The organism is Paraburkholderia atlantica, from assembly GCF_000092885.1.
GTDB classification, from domain to species: domain Bacteria; phylum Pseudomonadota; class Gammaproteobacteria; order Burkholderiales; family Burkholderiaceae; genus Paraburkholderia; species Paraburkholderia atlantica.
In genome coordinates, this window is the sequence record NC_014119.1 from 1,214,216 (window position 1) to 1,232,091 (window position 17,876).

General features: G+C 65.0%; 6 protein-coding genes and 2 pseudogenes. 2 read left to right on the forward strand and 6 right to left on the reverse strand.

Annotated features, from left to right (window positions below; genetic code table 11):
* The first annotated feature begins 29 nt into the window (after positions 1-29).
* Complete coding sequence (gene tcuC, locus BC1002_RS33080; RefSeq protein WP_013094336.1) at positions 30-1,358, forward strand: MFS transporter; 1,329 nt, start codon at positions 30-32, stop codon at positions 1,356-1,358.
* A gap of 138 nt (positions 1,359-1,496) precedes the next feature.
* Here the strand turns inward: tcuC and BC1002_RS39220 are convergent.
* The 3 genes and pseudogenes from BC1002_RS39220 to BC1002_RS33095 form a co-directional block, all read right to left on the reverse strand.
* Positions 1,497-1,697 (reverse strand): annotated as a pseudogene (locus BC1002_RS39220) (porin); the annotation flags it as partial.
* Positions 1,698-1,833: 136 nt separating this feature from the next.
* A pseudogene (gene dmpG, locus BC1002_RS33090) lies at positions 1,834-2,670 on the reverse strand (4-hydroxy-2-oxovalerate aldolase); the annotation flags it as partial.
* Positions 2,660-3,049, reverse strand: a complete 390-nt coding sequence (locus BC1002_RS33095) for an FAD-dependent monooxygenase (RefSeq protein ID WP_337999513.1) — start codon at positions 3,047-3,049, stop codon at positions 2,660-2,662. The gene BC1002_RS33095 and the pseudogene dmpG, both read right to left, overlap by 11 nt.
* Here BC1002_RS33095 and BC1002_RS33100 point away from each other — a divergent pair.
* Positions 3,037-3,792 carry a TetR/AcrR family transcriptional regulator gene (locus BC1002_RS33100; RefSeq protein ID WP_041735801.1) on the forward strand — a complete coding sequence of 252 codons (756 nt, stop codon included), beginning with the start codon at positions 3,037-3,039 and terminating at the stop codon, positions 3,790-3,792. The two genes, BC1002_RS33095 and BC1002_RS33100, sit on opposite strands and share 13 nt — an antisense overlap.
* A gap of 18 nt (positions 3,793-3,810) precedes the next feature.
* Here the strand turns inward: BC1002_RS33100 and BC1002_RS33105 are convergent, their stop codons facing one another.
* The 3 genes from BC1002_RS33105 to paaH form a co-directional block, all read right to left on the reverse strand.
* Positions 3,811-14,376 (reverse strand): autotransporter-associated beta strand repeat-containing protein, encoded by a 10,566-nt coding sequence (locus BC1002_RS33105; protein ID WP_157874840.1) that lies wholly within the window; start codon positions 14,374-14,376, stop codon positions 3,811-3,813.
* A 576-nt stretch (positions 14,377-14,952) separates the two neighbouring features.
* Positions 14,953-16,278, reverse strand: coding sequence for a phenylacetate--CoA ligase PaaK (gene paaK, locus BC1002_RS33110; protein ID WP_013094339.1), 1,326 nt, complete (start codon positions 16,276-16,278; stop codon positions 14,953-14,955).
* A 37-nt stretch (positions 16,279-16,315) separates the two neighbouring features.
* Positions 16,316-17,875 (reverse strand): 3-hydroxyacyl-CoA dehydrogenase PaaH, encoded by a 1,560-nt coding sequence (paaH, locus tag BC1002_RS33115; protein WP_013094340.1) that lies wholly within the window; start codon positions 17,873-17,875, stop codon positions 16,316-16,318.
* Between the last annotated feature and the right edge of the window lies 1 nt (position 17,876).

Below are 17,876 nucleotides of genomic sequence, written 5' to 3' on the forward strand. Positions count from 1 at the left end.
ATATTGTCATAACAACAGGGGACATATTCATGAACGCTACCGAACCACTAGCCGGCACGCCGGTCGGGGCGCGCTCGTCCAAAGCCGCGGCCGTACTGCGCGTGACGAGCGGCAACTTCCTCGAACAGTTCGACTTCTTTCTGTTCGGCTTCTACGCGACGTCCATCTCGAAGATCTTCTTCCCGGCGTCGAGCGAGTTCGCGTCGCTGATGCTGACCTTCGCCGTGTTCGGCGCGGGCTTTCTGATGCGTCCGTTGGGCGCGATCTTTCTCGGTGCGTATATCGACAAGGTAGGGCGGCGCACCGGCCTGATCGTCACGCTGTCGATCATGGCGAGCGGCACGATCCTGATCGCGTGCGTGCCCGGTTACGCGACCATCGGCCTGCTTGCGCCCGCGCTCGTTCTGCTCGGACGGCTGTTGCAGGGCTTCTCGGCGGGCGCGGAACTGGGCGGCGTGTCGGTGTATCTCGCGGAAATGGCCACGCCCGGCGCAAGGGGCTTCTACACGAGCTGGCAGTCGGCCAGCCAGCAGGTCGCGATCGTGATGGCGGCGGCGCTCGGCTATGGATTGAATCACTGGATGAGCGCACAGCAGATCGGCGCGTGTGGCTGGCGCATTCCGTTTTTCATCGGCTGCGCGATCGTGCCGTTCCTGTTCCTCCTGCGCCGTTCGCTGCAGGAAACCGCCGCGTTCGAGGCGCGCCGCTATCATCCGCAGACGCGCGAGATCTTCGCGATGCTGCTCAGCAACTGGCGCACGGTGATCGCGGGCATGCTGCTCACCGCGATGACGACGACCACGTTCTATCTGATCACCGTCTACACGCCGACCTTCGGCAAGTCCGTTCTCAAACTGTCGACGTCGGATAGCCTGATGGTGACGTTGCTGGTGGGCGTGTCGAACTTCATCTGGCTGCCGATCGGCGGCGCACTGTCGGATCGGATCGGCCGCAAGCCGATTCTGCTCGCCATTGCCGTGCTGGCGATTTTCACCGCGTATCCGGCATTGTCGTGGCTCGCCGCGGCGCCGAGCTTCGGCCGCATGCTGAGCGTGCTGCTGTGGTTCTCGTTCTTCTTCGGCATGTATAACGGCGCGATGGTCGCCGCGCTCACCGAGGTGATGCCGGCGGAGGTGCGCGTCGCGGGTTTTTCGCTGGCGTTCAGTCTCGCGACGGCGCTGTTCGGCGGCTTCACGCCGGCCGTGTCGACCTTCCTGATCGAAATCACGCACGACAAGGCCGCGCCCGGCTACTGGCTCAGTTTCGCCGCGCTGTGCGGGCTTGGCGCGACGCTTGGGCTCTATCGGCGGCGCGCGGGGCGGGCGGCTTCGACGGCTTCGTCGGCGCAAGGCTTTTAGCGTGTTGCCGTTGACGCGCCGAGCTGGATGGAGAGGGTGCCGCCATGCCTGGCGGCGCGCTCTCGTGCAGATGATATGAGGCCCCCCGAGTTTCCTCGGCGGGCCCGATGCGGATGAAACTACAGGGTCAGTCGAGAATCAGAACGCGGTGCGAAGGCCAACTCGTGCAATGGCCTGCGACGCCGTGCTGGACGATCCGTTGGGACCCATGATGCCGTTGATGGCAGCGTGTGAACCTGCGCTCGCCTTCTGATAGACGCCCTCCGCATAAACCATGCTCCGCTTGGAGAGCGAATAGTTCAGCGTTGCGCCGAGCTGATGCGCGTGGTTGTTGTCGAGTTCATGCTCTGCGCGACGCGTATCCGACAGGCAGGAATCCCACAAGAATTGCAATGGAATGTTTTTTCATTCCAGTCTCCAGATAGCTTACTTGACCGGTTTTTTTGCAGCGTCAATGAGGCGGCTCATTCGCGCATCAAGCCTGGCGTGCCTGCTTCAAGTCGAGTGCGACGTCGACGATCATGTCTTCCTGGCCGCCGACCATACGGCGCTTGCCCAGCTCGACCAGAATGTCCACGGTCTTCAGGCCGTACTTCTTCGCGGCCACTTCCGAATGACGCAGGAAGCTCGAACACACACCCGCATAGCCGAGCGCGAGCGTTTCGCGGTCCACGCGCACCGGCCGGTCCTGCAGCGGACGCACGATGTCGTCGGCGGCGTCCATCAGCGTGTAGAGGTAAGTGCCGTGATTCCAGCCCATGCGCTCGGCCGCCGCGATGAACACTTCGAGCGGCGCGTTGCCCGCGCCCGCGCCCATGCCCGCGAGCGATGCATCGATGCGGTCGCAGCCTTCTTCCACCAAGACCATCGAATTCGCGACGCCGAGCGACAGGTTGTGGTCCGCGTGCATGCCCGTTTGCGTTTCGGGCTTCAGCACGGCCTTCACCGCGCGGAAGCGGTCGCGCACGTCGTTCATCGTCAGCGTGCCGCCCGAATCGACCACATAGATGCAGGTCGCGCCGTAGCTCTCCATCTTCTTCTCTTCGATGGCGAAGTTCTCCGGCGTGGTCATGTGGCTCATCATCAGGAAGCCGACGGTGTCCATGCCGAGTTCGCGTGCGTATTCGACGTGCTGCTTCGAGATGTCAGCTTCCGTGCAGTGCGTCGCCACGCGGACCACGCGTGCGCCCGCGTTGTAGGCGGCCTTCAGATCGTGAATCGTGCCGATGCCGGGCAGCAGCAGCGTCGCGATCTTCGCGTGCTCGACGACGTCGGCGACCGCTTCGATCCATTCGAGGTCGCTATGCGCGGTTGCCGCCAGAGAGCGCGATGTCCACCGCAGGCCGTTCCTTGTCGGACCAGAACGTCAGCAGGTTGCGGTCCGGCCACCAGCGCTTGACGCGGCAGTCGATCACGATCCACTGCACGTCGAGCGTATCGCCCAGCAGCTTCACGCCGAGCTTGGCGCGCGTGGCACTGCTGCCACCATCGCAGCCGATCACGTAGCGCACGCGGGTCTGTTTCGTTTCGCCCGTCGAGAGGTCCTTTGCGGTGACCGTGACGCCGGTTTCATCCTGCTCCAGCGACACGCGGTCCGATCTCGAACAGCCAGGGCAAACCAGTAATGAACCGATTGGTCCAAGACGGGAAAAAAGGGGCGAAGCGGTATACTTTTGGGATGGAAAACGCACAGCAAATTGGCAATCGACGCGGCCAGCGATCGCGCCAGGAAATCCTAGACGCGGCCGCCCGCGTGATGTCCGCCTATGGCTACACCGGCACCTCGATGTCGGCGCTGGTCGAAGCAACCGGAATCCCGAAGAGCGCGATTTATCATCATTTCGGCTCCAAGGCCGGGTTGTTGGCGGAGGTGATGGCCCAAGGGGCGCGGGGCTTCTTCGCCGCGATGCGCGAAGCTCACCAGAATCCCCCTGAAGGCGGCACGTCGCGCGAGCGTCTGGGCTGGTATCTGAAGAAGACAGGGGAAGTGTTCCAGCACCGCGAGAACTTCCTGCGCCTGTTGGTCGTCATGGTCATGAGCAACGAAGCAGCGGAGCCGGAGGCGATCCAGACGGTCTTCGAGGTACGCAACGAAGGCCGCGACTATATGCGCGAGATGATCCGCAGCACGTTCAGCGCCGAAGGCGACGCCGTGGCCTCAGCAGTCGCCGACGAACTGGCGTATTTCGGCATGCTCGGCTTCGACGGCGCCTTCGTCTCTTTTCAATCGGGCGACAACAGATCGATGGAAACGCATATGGCGCAGCTCACCGACGCGCTGATTGCGCTAGGCGAAGCGCGTGCCGCGTCGTTTCGCGAGGAGACCCAGGCGGCGGCCCGCAAGCGCGAGGCTAAGCCGGCGAAGGACTCTGTCAGGCCGGCGCCGAAGCGGCCTAAAAGCAAAGCGGTGCAAAAAGGCGGCATCGCTGGCTGACTCACCCTCGCGCCGCTTCTAGAACTTCCATCGCAGGCCGGCCTGGAACGTCTGGCTTCGGGTATTTCCAACAGGCAGGATCGCATCGTAACTGGCGTAGAAGGACAGGTTCGGTCCGGCGGTAATCGTCACACCGAGGCCGGCGATCAACTGGTTGCGTGACGGTGCAATGCCGGTCACAGGAAACGCGGTGCCGTCTGTTGCGATGACGTTCAAGCCGCGTGCGTTGGAGAGCGTTTCATACGCGTAGCCGAGGCGAAGCTCCGGCGTGATTTCGGTGCTGCCACGCGTAGTGAAGCGCTGCGACACCGCGAACCCAAAATAAGGCTGGAAGCTGTCGGCGCTGTGATTGTCCGCGCCCAGGTTGAAGCCGCTCGCGCCGGTGTCGGTGAATGCGCCTTCCGACAGATGAACGTACTGAATGCCAGCCTTCGGTGTCAGCGTCGCGCTGCCGCCCGCGAGGCCGGGTATCGTCATGGGCATGCTCCATTGCGCGGCGAACGTCGCCTCGTCGCCGCCGTGGCTCTCGCTCGCGGTGCCGATCCCCGCGATGCCGCGTGTGGTGCGCATCCAGTCATGTGCATAACCGGCAGTCGCGGTGATCAGACTCGGCCCGAGCGCAATTCCCCCATATAGCGCGACCCGTGCGCTCTCGATCGATCCGCTCGAAGTCGAGTGCTCGTCGATGCTGCTGTTCAGGTAGCCGAGCGCCGCGCCCACATAAAGGTTGTTTTCGAGCGGCTGGTCATAGCCGAGCAGGAAGCCGCCGGTCGAGCCGGTAAATCCCGGCGTGCCGCCACTACCGCTCAGCGACGTGAAGTTGCCGATGCCGCGAATCCATGCGCCACGGGAGGGCTGAGGCAATGACAGCACAGGTGGCGTCTGGCCCATCGCGTCGGCGTATTGTGCTTGCATCGGCGGATCGCCGCGGGTCGCGACCGGGCCGTCGGCGATGCCGGCACGGCGCTGTCCGATCCGGTCGAGAATGATGCCGTTGATCTGTTGCGCGTTCAGCAGCGCCATGCTGGTCAGCGTCGTGTAGATCGTGTCGTTGGTCGGCGCGACGACGGCCGCTGACTGTGGCGACGCCGGATTGCTGAGGCGCAGCGTCACGTCGGCGGGGTGGTAGTCGATCGACTGGGACAGGCCGCTCGGGTTCGTGCCGCTCACTTGCGAGAACGCGCCGCCGACGCTCTGCGCGCTCAGCAGCTTGTAGGTGGTCGGATTGTAGGTGCCCGGCGCGAACAGCAGCGCGAGCTTGCCGTCGAGCGTCGCCGTGCCGCCGACCTTCAACTGCGACGCGGCGCTCGGGCTCACCTGGATGCCGAGCGTGCCGCCGGCGCCTTGCACGAAGTTGCCGCCGACCCTGAACGTGCCGATAGAGCCGCCGGGGGCCACCGTGCCGCCCGTATTGACGAGACTCCCGCCGATCGTGCCAAAACCCCTGAGGGTGCCGCCGGACACGTCGACGTTCCCGCCGAGGCTCGCGTTGGGCGCCGCCTCGGTGCCGATCGCGACGGTGCCCGCTGCGATCGTCGTCGTGCCTGCGAAGCCGCTGCTGTCGCCGGTCAGTGAGAAGGTGCCAGCGCCCTGCCAGAGCAGGTTTCCGGTGCCGGCAAACGAGCCGGCGAAGCTCGTCGAATTGCTGGTGCCGAAGCTCAGCGTATTCGCGCCGACGTCGACCTTCGAGCCGGCCACGCTCGACAAATCCTTGATCGTCTGATTGCCGGCGGCCGTGAGGTCGAACACCGCGCCCGCGGCGGAGAGGGTCACTCCGTTGCTCGTCGCCACTGAGCCGCCGCTGCCGAGCGCCAGCGTGCCGCCGCTGATGGTCGTCGCGCCGGTGTATGCGTTGTTGCCGGTCAGTGTCACCACGCCTGCCCCGGTCTTGCTGAGCGCGCCGCTTCCCGCGAGGGATGCGCTTACGCTACCCGATTGCAGCGCGAAGCCGGTCGATGACGACAGGGTGCCGTTGTTCACTTCGCCGCTGACCAGCGTCAGGCCGGCGTTCTGCGTCTGCTTCGTGCCACCGAGGTCGAGCGTGCCGCTCGATACCGTTGTCGCGCCCGCATTCGCGCCGAGCGTTCCAGCGTCGCTGAGCCGCAGCGTGCCGGCGCTGATCGTCGTGCCGCCGGTGTAGGTATTCGTGCCGCTCAGGACCAGGGTGCCGAGGTCGGCCTTGTCGATTCCGCCGCTGCCGGTTAGCGGCGCCGCGATCGTGTCCGCATAGCCGGCTCCGGCCGAGGTACCGTCGCCGACTCGAATCAGGTTGCTGCCAGGCGCCAGCGTGATCGGCGCGCCCTGGATCAGGTAACCGCTGGTCGCGAACTGCATCCCCCCGGAGACGACGTTGCCGAGCGTGTCGTCGACGTTCACCGTGCCGGGAGCCGCGGCGAAGATCGCAAACGCGCCGTTGGTGTACGGCACGTTGAAGGCGCCGGTCACGCCGGCCCAGTTGTCGTTGCCGGCTGCGGCTTGCCAGACACCGGTGCCGCCATCGACCGAGTCGTTGTCCTTGCCGCCGCCGTTGCCGCCGTCCCAGAAGTTGGTCGTCACGCCGGTCGAGTTGACCAGGTTGACCTCTGCCGCGATCGACGTCTGGACCGAGGCCGTGACGCCGGCCGGCAGCGAGCCGAGCTGAAGGCCGTCATTGGTCAGCGCGCCGCCATAGCTGATGATCCGATAGATGCCCGGATCGAAACTACCTCCCGACGACGCGACGTTCAGCGTGCCGGCCAGCGTCAGATTTCGGCCGACCGCCGTCAGGTCGTTGAACGGGCCGCCGACCACGTTGGTTTGGCCAAAGTGGTAATCGAGCGTCGACGACGCGGACAGCGCAAGGTTGCCGTTGATGGTGAACGTGCCGGGGCCGCCGCCGAGGCTGCTATTGCCCGGAGCGAGCACGCCGTCCGCGACGTTGACGTTGCCGCCGAGCGTGCCCCCGCCGCCGAGCGTTCCCCCGGTCGCGACGGCGAGCGTGCTGCCCGCGTTGCCGAGTGTTCCGCTGACCAGCAGCGACCCGCTCGTGACGCTGGCCGCACCGGAGAAGGCGCTGCTGTCGCCGGTCAGGTGCGTGATGCCGGCGCCGGTTTGCTGCATGTTTCCGGCGCCGGAAATCATGCCGGATTCGGTGATCGTCGTGCCGGAGGCGGGGTCGAACGCGAGAGTGGCGTTGTCGGTGATGTTGCCGGTGATCGAGCCGTTGGTGGTGCCGTCGCCGAGTTGTAGTGTGCCTGCGCTGATCGTCGTGCCGCCGGTGTAGGTGTTGGCGCCTGTCAGCACCATGGTGCCGGTGTCGGTCTTCGTGAGGGCGCCGGCGCCGGACAGCACGCCGTTCATCGTCAGCGTGGTGCCGGGGTTGATGTCGAAGGTGCCGCCAGCGGCGCCGATCGTCGTACTGCGCGATGAAGCGAAACTTGCCGTCGCGTTCAGCGTGCCGCCGTCGAGCGTGAGTGTGGCGTTTGCAGCGCCGAGATTGTCGTCGGCCGAAACCTGTAGGGTGCCGGCGCTGATCGTCGTGCCACCGGTGTAGGTGTTCGCGCCAGTGAGTACCGTTGTACCGATGCCGGCCTGCTGAACCTGACCCGTTCCCGAGATCACGCCGGCCTCGTTCATTGTCGTGCCGGAGGCGGTGACGAAGGAAAGGATCGCGTTGTCCGTGACGTTGCCGGTGATCGAGCCGTTGGTGCTGCCGTCGCCGAGTTGCAGGGTGCCGGCGCTGATCGTCGTGCCACCGGTGTAGGTGTTCGTGGCTGTGAGTACCGTTGTGCCCGTGCCGTTTTGCTGGAGCTGGCCAGTGCCGGAAATCACCCCGGCCTCCGTCATCGTTGTGCCGGCGGCGGGGTCGAACACGAGGGTGGCGTTGTCGGTCACGTTGCCGGTGATCGAACCGTTGGTGGTGCCATCGCCGAGTTGCAGGGTGCCCGCGCTGATCGCAGTGCCGCCGGTGTAGGTGTTCGCGCCGCTCAGAACCAGCGTGCCGAGGTCGGCCTTGTCGATGCCGCCGCTGCCGGTCAGCGCCGCTGCGATCGTGGCCACATAGCCGGCCCCGGCCGAGGTGCCGTCTCCGACCCGGATCAGGTTGCTGCCGGCGGCCATCGTGATGGGGCCGCCCGCGATCACATAGCCGCTGCTGGCGAACTGCATGCCGCCGGAGACGACGTTGCCGACGCTGTTGTCGACGCTCACCGTGCCAGGGGCCGCGGTGAAGATCGCAAACGCACCGTTCGTATAACGCGCATTGATCGAGCCGTCGACCGACGTCCAGTTGTCGTTGCCGCCGGCGGCCTGCCAGATGCCGGTGCCGCCATCGACTGCGTCGTTGTTCCTGGCGCTGCTGTTGCCGCCGTCCCAGAAGTTGGTGGTCACGCCCGTCGTGTTGATCAGGTTGACCGCTCCGGCGATCGACGTCTGGATGGTGCCCGAATCGCCATTCGGCAGCGTGCCGATCGCGAGGCCGTCGTTGGTCAGCGCTCCGCCATAGCTGATGATCCGGTAAAGCCCCGGGTCGAAGCTGCCGCTCGATGAGGTGACGTTCAACGTGCCCGCCAGCGTCAGATTTCCGCCGACTGAAGTCAGATCGTTGAACGCGCCGCCGACTACGTTGGCCTGGCCGAAGTGGTAGGCGAGCGTCGATGAACCCGACAGCGCGAGGTTGCCGTTGACGCTCAGCGTGCCGGGTCCTCCGCCGACGCTGGTGCTGCCCGGAGCCAGGATGCCGGCGCCGACGCTGACGTTGCCGCCGAGGGTGCCAGCGCCACCGAGTGTGCCGCCCGATGCGACGGCGACCGTGCTGCTCGCGTCGCCGAGGGTGCCGCTGACTAGCAGCGCGCCGCTCGTGACGTTCGTTGCACCGGAGAACGTGTTGCTGTTGCCGGTCAGGTTCGTGATGCCGGTGCCGATCTGCTGGAGCTGGCCGGTGCCGGAGATCACGGCGGCGTTGGTCATCGTGGTGCCGGCGGCGGGGTCGAAGGCGAGGGTGGCGTTGTCGGTGATGTTGCCGATGATCGAGCCGTTGGTGGTGCCGTTGCCGAGTTGCAGTGTGCCGGTGGTGATCGTGGTGCCGCCGGTGTAGGAGTTCGTGCCCGTCAATACCGTTGTGCCGGTACCGATCTGCTGGACCTGGCCAGTGCCGGAGATCACGGCGGGCTCGATCATCGTTGTGCCAGAGGCGGGACTAAAAGAGAGGGTGGCGTTGTTGGTCACGTTGCCCGTGATCGAGCCGTTCGTGGTGCCGTCGCCGAGTTGCAGTGTGCCGCCAGTGATCGTCGTGCCACCGCTGTAGGTGTCCGTGCCGGTTAGCACGAGCGTGCCGGTATCGGTCTTTGTCAACGCACCGGCGCCGGAGATCACGCCGCTCATCGTCAGCGTAGTCCCCGTATTGACATCGAATGTGCCGCCTGCTGTAGCTAGCGTCGCCGAACGCGATGATCCGAAGCTTGCCGTCGTGTTCAGTGTCCCGCCATTGAGTGCGAGCGCGCCGGTTGCAGCGCCGAGATTGCTGTCGGCTGAAACCTGTAGCGTACCCGCATTGATCGTCGTGCCACCGGTATAGGTGTTCGTGCCAGACAGCACTGTTATGCCGGGGCCAATTTGCTGAACCTGACCGGAGCCGGAGATCGCGCCGGACTCGGTCATCGTCGTGCCGGAGGCGGGATCGAACGCGAAGATCGAGTTGTCAGTGACGTTGCCGGTGATCGAGCCGTTGGTGGTGCCATTGCCTAACTGCAGCGTGCCGGCCGTGATCGTGGTGCCACCGGTGTAGGTGTTCGTGCCTGTCAGTACCGTTATGCCCGTGCCGTTTTGCTGGACCTGGCCGGTGCCGGAGATCACGGCGGACTCGTTCATGGTCGTGCCGGAGGCAGGATCGAACACGAGCGTGGCGTTGTCGATCACATTGCCGGTGATCGAGCCATTGGTGGTGCCGTTGCCGAGTTGCAGCGTGCCTGCGCTGATCGTGGTGCCGCCGCTGTAAGTGTTTGTACCCGTCAGTACGGTGGTGCCCGTGCCGATCTGCTGGACCTGGCCAGTGCCGGAAATCACGGCGGGCTCGGTCATCGTCGTGCCGGAGGCGGGGTCGAACACCAGCGTCGCGTTGTCGGTGACATTGCCCATGATCGAGCCGTTCGTGGTGCCGTCGCCGAGTTGCAGCGTGCCGCCACTGATCGTGGTGCCACCCGTGTACGTGTTGGTCCCGGTCAGGATTTCGGTTCCACTGGCTTGCACCAGACTGCCGCTGCCCCCGATCACACCGGCAAACGTGCCAGGGCCCCCGCTGCCGTTCAGCGTCAGCTGGTCGCCGCCTGATAGCAGGATTCTTGCGCCGGCGTCTCCCGTCAGGTTATTCAGCGATTGGGAGAAGCCGTTCGTATCGAACGTGCTTGTGACATTGACCGCGCTCGACGATCCGATCACGTTAGCGGCATTGGCCTGTAGCGTGCCGCTTTGCACCAGGGTCGTTCCACTGAAGGTGTTGTTCGCATTCGACAGCGACACCACATTGTTCGCGGCGATGACCAGATTGCCGGTGCCGGTCAGTTGAGCCGCCAGATCGGCGTTCGCGCCGGTGGCGCCGGAGTCTTCGGTCAAAGTCAGGTTATGACCGCCTTGCAGCGCGAGCTGGTTGAGCGTGTAGCCAACGTATAGGCCGTTGTTGGCGGAGCCGGTGCCGAGCGAGTAGCCGTAGGTGCCGATCGCGACCAGATTGCCGTTTTGCTGCACGTTGATCGCCTGGGTCGCGCCGAGCGGATTGCCATTTGCGTCCTGCAGCGTCAGGCCGCTGCCAGTGCCGGTGACGCTGGTGGCCGAAATCAGTTCGAGTCCATTGTTCACGTGACTCTGCTGGAACAGCGACAGGTCACCCGCCGGCGTCGGCATGGGCGGCGTGTACGGGTTGGGCACGTTGATGCGTACCGTGCCCGTGCCGCTGACGTCGAGCGCCCCCGTGGTGATGAAGCTGGTGGCGATCTGCTGAGCGGGCGCGGTGCCGTCGAATGCGGCGGTGCCGCCGTTGAACGTCACGGCTCCGATGGCCTGGCGGCCGTCGCCGACCGTGGTCAGGTTGCCCGCGCCGATCAGGAGCGTTGCATTGGTCAGCGCCGTGGTGTCGTTGCCCGACAGCGCGAAGGTGTCGTTCGACAGCGCGACCGTGCCATGGAAGGCACTGCCAGCGCCGGGCCCGAACGAGAACGCTTGTCCGCCGTTGGACGCCGACAGTGTTCCCGATCCAGTCAGTGCATTGCCGAAGCTGAATGCGCCACCGGTGGTGGCCGCAAGGCTGCCACCCGGCAGGATGTTGACCGTGCCGGTGCCGAGGCTTGCAGTAGAGGTCGCGCTTGGCGGCGCGACGGCCGCGCTTCCGGCGATCTGCCAGGCGCCGCTATATCCGGTATTGCTGCCGGTGATGGTGGCGAGAGCGGCTCCGGCGGCGATGCTGGTTACGCCTGCTCCGGAAAGGTTGTTGGCGAAACTGCCCGCGCTCGTGAAAGCGAGATTGAGGCCTTGAGCGGTATCGGCGGCGGGAGTGGCTATGGTTACTGGTCCAGCGCCGGCGGCGTTTGCGCCGGTAAGTTGCAGCGTGCCGGTGCTGATCGTGGTGCCGCCGGTGTAGGTGTTCGTGCCTGTCAGTACCGTTGTGCCCGTGCCGTTTTGCTGGAGCTGGCCGGTGCCGGAGATCACGGCGGCGTTGGTCATCGTGGTGCCGGCGGCGGGGTCGAAGGCGAGGGTGGCGTTGTCGGTGATGTTGCCGATGATCGAGCCGTTGGTGGTGCCGTTGCCGAGTTGCAGTGTGCCGGTGGTGATCGTGGTGCCGCCGGTGTAGGAGTTCGTGCCCGTCAATACCGTTGTGCCGGTACCGATCTGCTGGACCTGGCCAGTGCCGGAGATCACGGCGGGCTCGATCATCGTTGTGCCAGAGGCGGGACTAAAAGAGAGGGTGGCGTTGTTGGTCACGTTGCCCGTGATCGAGCCGTTCGTGGTGCCGTCGCCGAGTTGCAGTGTGCCGCCAGTGATCGTCGTGCCACCGCTGTAGGTGTCCGTGCCGGTTAGCACGAGCGTGCCGGTATCGGTCTTTGTCAACGCACCGGCGCCGGAGATCACGCCGCTCATCGTCAGCGTAGTCCCCGTATTGACATCGAATGTGCCGCCTGCTGTAGCTAGCGTCGCCGAACGCGATGATCCGAAGCTTGCCGTCGTGTTCAGTGTCCCGCCATTGAGTGCGAGCGCGCCGGTTGCAGCGCCGAGATTGCTGTCGGCTGAAACCTGTAGCGTACCCGCATTGATCGTCGTGCCACCGGTATAGGTGTTCGTGCCAGACAGCACTGTTATGCCGGGGCCAATTTGCTGAACCTGACCGGAGCCGGAGATCGCGCCGGACTCGGTCATCGTCGTGCCGGAGGCGGGATCGAACGCGAAGATCGAGTTGTCAGTGACGTTGCCGGTGATCGAGCCGTTGGTGGTGCCATTGCCTAACTGCAGCGTGCCGGCCGTGATCGTGGTGCCACCGGTGTAGGTGTTCGTGCCTGTCAGTACCGTTATGCCCGTGCCGTTTTGCTGGACCTGGCCGGTGCCGGAGATCACGGCGGACTCGTTCATGGTCGTGCCGGAGGCAGGATCGAACACGAGCGTGGCGTTGTCGGTCACATTGCCGGTGATCGAGCCATTGGTGGTGCCGTCGCCGAGTTGCAGTGTGCCTGCGCTGATCGTGGTGCCGCCGCTGTAAGTGTTTGTACCCGTCAGTACGGTGGTGCCCGTGCCGATCTGCTGGACCTGGCCAGTGCCGGAAATCACACCGGGCTCGGTCATCGTCGTGCTGGAGGCGGGGTCGAACACAAGCGTCGCGTTGTCGGTGACATTGCCCATGACCGAGCCGTTCGTGGTGCCGTCGCCGAGTTGCAGTGTGCCGGTGCTGATCGTCGTGCCACCGCTGTAGGTGTCCGGGCCGGTTAACACGAGCGTGCCGGTATCGGCCTTCGTCAACGCACCGGTGCCGGAGATCACGCCGCTCATCGTCAGCGTGGTGCCGTTACTGACATCGAATGTGCCACCTGAGGCACCCAGCGCGGTCGAACGCGATGACCCGAAGCTTGCCGTCGTGTTCAGTGTCCCGCCATTGAGCGCGAGCGCACCGGTTGCGGCGCCGAGATTGCTGTCGGCAGAAACCTGTAGCGTGCCCGCGTTGATCGTCGTGCCCCCGGTGTAGGTATTGGTCCCAGAAAACACCGTTATGCCCGTGCCAGTTTGCTGAACCTGACCGGAGCCCGAGATCACACCGGACTCGGTCATCGTCGTGCCGGAGGCGGGATCGAACGCGAAGATCGAATTGTCGGTGACGTTGCCGGTGATCGAGCCGTTGGTCACGCCATTGCCCAACTGCAGCGTGCCTGCCGAAATAGTCCATGGTGTCGCCGTGGATGTGCTGCCGATCAGCGCCCACGTGCCGGTGCCAGTTTTCTGGAAGCTGGAGAAGCCCTGGAATACGGTGCCAATCTGTGACAACTGGAACACCGTCGACACCGATGTCCCCGCGGCATTGCTCGTCAGATCGGTCGTGTTGCCGCCGAGGATCAGCGCATTCGTGGTGCCGCTCGCACCGACGACATTCCCGACGAAGTTCCACCGCTGCTGCAGTTGCAGACTGTTGGTGCCGCTAGTGAAGGTAATCGCATTCGCGCGCGTGCTGCCGTCGCCGCTAACGCCACCGGCAATCGTGCCGCCGTTGATGATCTGAAGGCCGGAGCCCTGGACGCCGACGCCCCCCGCCGCGACCGCGGCGCTGGAGGAAGCGCCGTTGCTGCCGCCGTTGCCGCCCTGAATGGTGCCTGTGTTGGTCAGCGACAGTGCAGTGCCGAGGACACCCGCACCGCCGGTCGCACCGGATCCGCCGACGCTGGCTCCGCTGCCACCGCCACCACCGTTGCCACCGGTAATCGTAAAGGCGTTGGTGAGGTTGACGCCGCTATCGACGAGGCCCGAACCGCCGCCCCCCGCATTGCCGGCGCCGCCAGGACTGATGCCCGCTCCGCCGTTGCCCCCGGCACCGCCCGTGGTGTTGGCCGAAGTGCTCGTGCTGCCGCTGCCCGAAATGACCGCGCCGGCACCGCCGCCACCGCCGCCACCCCCATCGGCACCGAAGGCTGACGCGCTCGTCGCGTTGCCGCCATTGCCGCCGCTGCCGCCGGTGATGGCACCGGTCACGCCGGTCAGCGTCGAGCCGACGAAGCCGTCGGCGCCACCGCCGCCGCCACCGGCGCCGAGGCCACCGAAGCAGACGCCGCACGACGCATCCGCACCGGTGCCGCCGTTGCTTCCGGTCGGACTGGCGGCGGTGCCCGCCGTACCACCGGCACCACCGCCGCCCGGGCTGCCGCCGAGGTTTGCGCCACCCGAGCTTCCCGGTCCGCCGTTGCCGTTCGAGTTACCGTTGCTGCCAGCAGAAGTCGAAGCGCCTGCCGCGCCGCCGACCCCGTTCACGCCACCGCCGCCGCCCGCACCGTTGTAGCCGGCACTCGCGGCGCCCCCAGCGCCGTCCGCATAAACGGCGTTGGCGGCAAACGCAAGGGGAAAGGCGGCTGTCGTTGCAAGCAATAGCCGGCAGGGGGAGAACGGGCGGCTATTGATGCATGCCTTGCGGCGCAACGGGTATGGGCAGTCGAAGGGATCGGTTTGGGCGGATCGGGTTTCGCTCGAATCAGACCGGGACAAGAGCGAGCCGCCAGTTCGACAGGCCAACCAACGAGAACCCAGACCGGTAAGCGACATGTTTCACCGCCCCATCGAATCTTCCCCGTCCGATTGGCCCCGCAAAAGCGATGGGCCGTAGGTGAATGAGCCAGGGCGTGTGCTGCCAGATCAAGTTGGGGCTGGGTTTTGCACCGCTCTGTGGAGGAAGCTGCAGAAAGAGCGCTGAATACCTTTATGCACATCCGCTGGGATCAGATACAGCGACATTTGCTAACTAACCACGCAAACGCGATCACGCATATCGCGTCTCTTGTCGCGCACAAAGAGGTATAGCACGCGTATCACGCGAGAGCAAAAGCATCGCGGCTAATGCGGAATGCTTGTCGCACATTTTCTATTTCTGCTGTACGCCGCCAATACATCACCCCTCGTGGAGCGGGCGTTGCGCGAGTCCCGGCGCGCAGCGCCCATGACCGATGCTTACAGGTTCGCGCCCCGCAGATCGACGACGCGTTTCGCTTTGCCGGTACCGGTCATTGGAATATGTCCGGCAAGCGCGACCGAGACGGTCGTCGACACGCCGACCATCGTCTTGATGCGATGCTGCAGTTCGCGCGCAAGCGCTGTCCGATCGTGGTCGCTCAACGACTCGCCGACCTCCGGCCGCGCCTCGACGCATACCGCCAGAGAATCCAGATGCCCATCGCGTTTGACCGTCAATTGATACTGCGCGCTCAGCTTGGGCATCGCGAGAATCAGTTCTTCGATCTGACTCGGAAACACGTTGACGCCTCGAATGATCAGCATGTCGTCCGAGCGTCCGGTGATCTTCGCGAGCCGGCGCATCGCGCGGGAAGTAGGCGGCAACAGCGAGGTCAGATCGCGCGTGCGATAGCGGATGACCGGCATGGCTTCCTTCGTCAGCGACGTGAAGACCAGTTCGCCTTCGCTTCCATCCGGCAGCACCTCACCGGTAACGGGATCGATGATTTCCGGGTAGAAGTGGTCTTCCCAGATCACCGGACCGTCCTTGCTTTCGATGCACTCCGCCGCGACGCCAGGGCCCATTACTTCGGAGAGGCCGTAAATGTCGACCGCGTCGATTCCCGCCCGCGTTTCGATTTCACTACGCATGGCCTGGGTCCAGGGCTCGCCGCCGAAGACACCGACCTTCAGCGACGATTCGGCCGGATTCATCCCTTGCCGCGTCATCTCGTCGATGAGATTAAGCATGTAGGACGGCGTGACCAGAATGATCGACGGTTCGAAGTCACGGATCAACTGAACCTGCTTTTCCGTTTGGCCGCCGGACATCGGCACCACCATGCAGCCGAGCCGCTCCGCGCCGTAGTGAATGCCCAGCCCGCCCGTGAACAGGCCGTAGCCGAACGCGTTGTGCAGCGTGTCGCCGCGACGGCCGCCGGCAGCGCGGATCGAACGCGCGACGATATCGGCCCAGGTATCGATGTCCCGTGCCGTATAGCCCACGACCGTCGGCTTGCCCGTGGTCCCGCTCGATGCGTGCACACGCACCACCTGGTCGCGCGGCACGGCGAACAGACCGAACGGATAGTTATCGCGCAGGTCCTTCTTCGTCATGGTCGGAAACTTTGCCAGATCGGAGAGTTCCTTCAGATCGTCCGGATGCACGCCAGCGGCATCGAACGCCTGACGGTAATGCGCCACGTTGTCGTAGGCACGGCGGACCGACCATTTGAGGCGTGCCAGTTGCAGGGCCTGCAACTCGTCGCGGCTGGCGCGTTCGATCGGTTCGAGTTCGTCGGATTGGGGGGTGCGTCGGACCATGGGAGTCTCCGGAATACTGGAATTGGGTTGATTCGAGTCAGGCAGCACTGTCGCGGGCAGCGCGTGCGTGCCATGACGCTCGCGACCACGAAAGTGCGGCTAGTAGCGGTGAAACGCGGTACCGGTCTTCACCGTAGTGGGTGCAGAGATTGCTCAGCACCGTAGAGAACAGGGTGACGCCCGCCTGATCCGCCCACTGCAGTGGGCCCAACGGATAGTTGACGCCTTTTTCCATCGCCAGGTCGAGATCCGCGGCCGTGCACACGCCCTGGTTGACCGCATCGGCCGCTTCATTCACGAGCATCGCGACGGTCCGCATCACGATCATGCCGGCCACATCGGCCATCGGCACGACCGCGTAGCCCGCCGCCTGCATCGCGCCGACGACAGCCGCATAGGCCGAATCACTGCATTGCCGCGCACGGGCGAGCGCTACCGTGCTGCAGCCGGCGTAGTCGAGCGCGAGATCGACGAGCACCACGTTGTCGTGATCCGTGTCGTGAGCGCATTGAGTTGCCGTGCGCCCGTCGGTCAGTCGCAGCAGCGCGTCGTCGATCTGCGCGACCACACCGTCGATGCATTCCGTTTCGGGCATCGTCGCCGTAACGAGCCCGGCATCCAGCAGCCTTCGTTGAAGCCGCGCGATCACGCCGGACTGCGGAAACAGTTTGACGACCCGCGGGGAATCCGTGGGTGGTGCAAGCCACGGGCTTGGGCGCGTGGCGTTCGGACCATATTCGTAGAAGCCACGTCCCGATTTGCGGCCCAGAAAACCCGCGTTCACCAATTCCTGCTGGATCAATGAGGGCGTGAAGCGCGGATCGTTGAAATACGCGCGAAACACCGACTCGGTGACCGCGAAATTGACGTCGTGTCCGATCAGGTCCATCAGTTCGAACGGTCCCATCCGGAAGCCGCCCGCCTCGCGAATCACCTCATCGATCGACTCGGCACTCGCCGCCTGCTCGTTCAGAAGCCGCAGACCTTCGGCGTAAAACGGACGGGCCACGCGGTTCACGATGAAGCCGGGCGTCGAGCGCGCATAGACGGGCGTCTTGCCCCACGCGGCGGCCGTCTCATACACGCAGGTGGCAACGTCCGCCGATGTGGCGAGGCCACTGACCACTTCGACCAGCGCCATCACGGGCGCGGGGTTGAAGAAGTGCATGCCCACGAGGCGCGCCGGAATCTTCAGCGTCGCGCCGATCGCCGTGACGGAAATCGACGAAGTGTTGGTCGCGAGAATGCAGGCGTCGGCCACGTGCTCTTCGAGTTCGGCGAAAATCTTGCGCTTCACTTCGAGCCGTTCGGCGACGGCCTCGATGACGAGCCCCGCGTCGCGCATCCCGGCTAGCTGGTCGACCGCAATCAGCCTTTCGTTCGCTTGAGCGGCAGCCGTCGCGTCGAGGCGGCCCTTGTCGACGAGCCTCGCGAGGTTCGCGGCGATGTCCTTAATGGCCTTTGCGACCGTAGCGGCATCGAGATCGAACATGGCGACCCGATGTCCGGCGAGCGCGGCCACCTGGGCGATGCCCGCACCCATCGCGCCCGCGCCGACGATGCCGACGATCGTGGAAGTCTTCAATGCGTTCGACATG

Excerpts from the sequence above, each read along its gene's own strand:
- tcuC (WP_013094336.1), top strand. The coding sequence starts at position 30 with ATGAACGCTACCGAACCACTAGCCGGCACGCCGGTCGGGGCGCGCTCG.
- BC1002_RS33100 (WP_041735801.1), top strand. The coding sequence starts at position 3,037 with ATGGAAAACGCACAGCAAATTGGCAATCGACGCGGCCAGCGATCGCGC.
- paaK (WP_013094339.1), bottom strand. The coding sequence starts at position 16,278 with ATGGTCCGACGCACCCCCCAATCCGACGAACTCGAACCGATCGAACGC.
- paaH (WP_013094340.1), bottom strand. The coding sequence starts at position 17,875 with ATGTCGAACGCATTGAAGACTTCCACGATCGTCGGCATCGTCGGCGCG.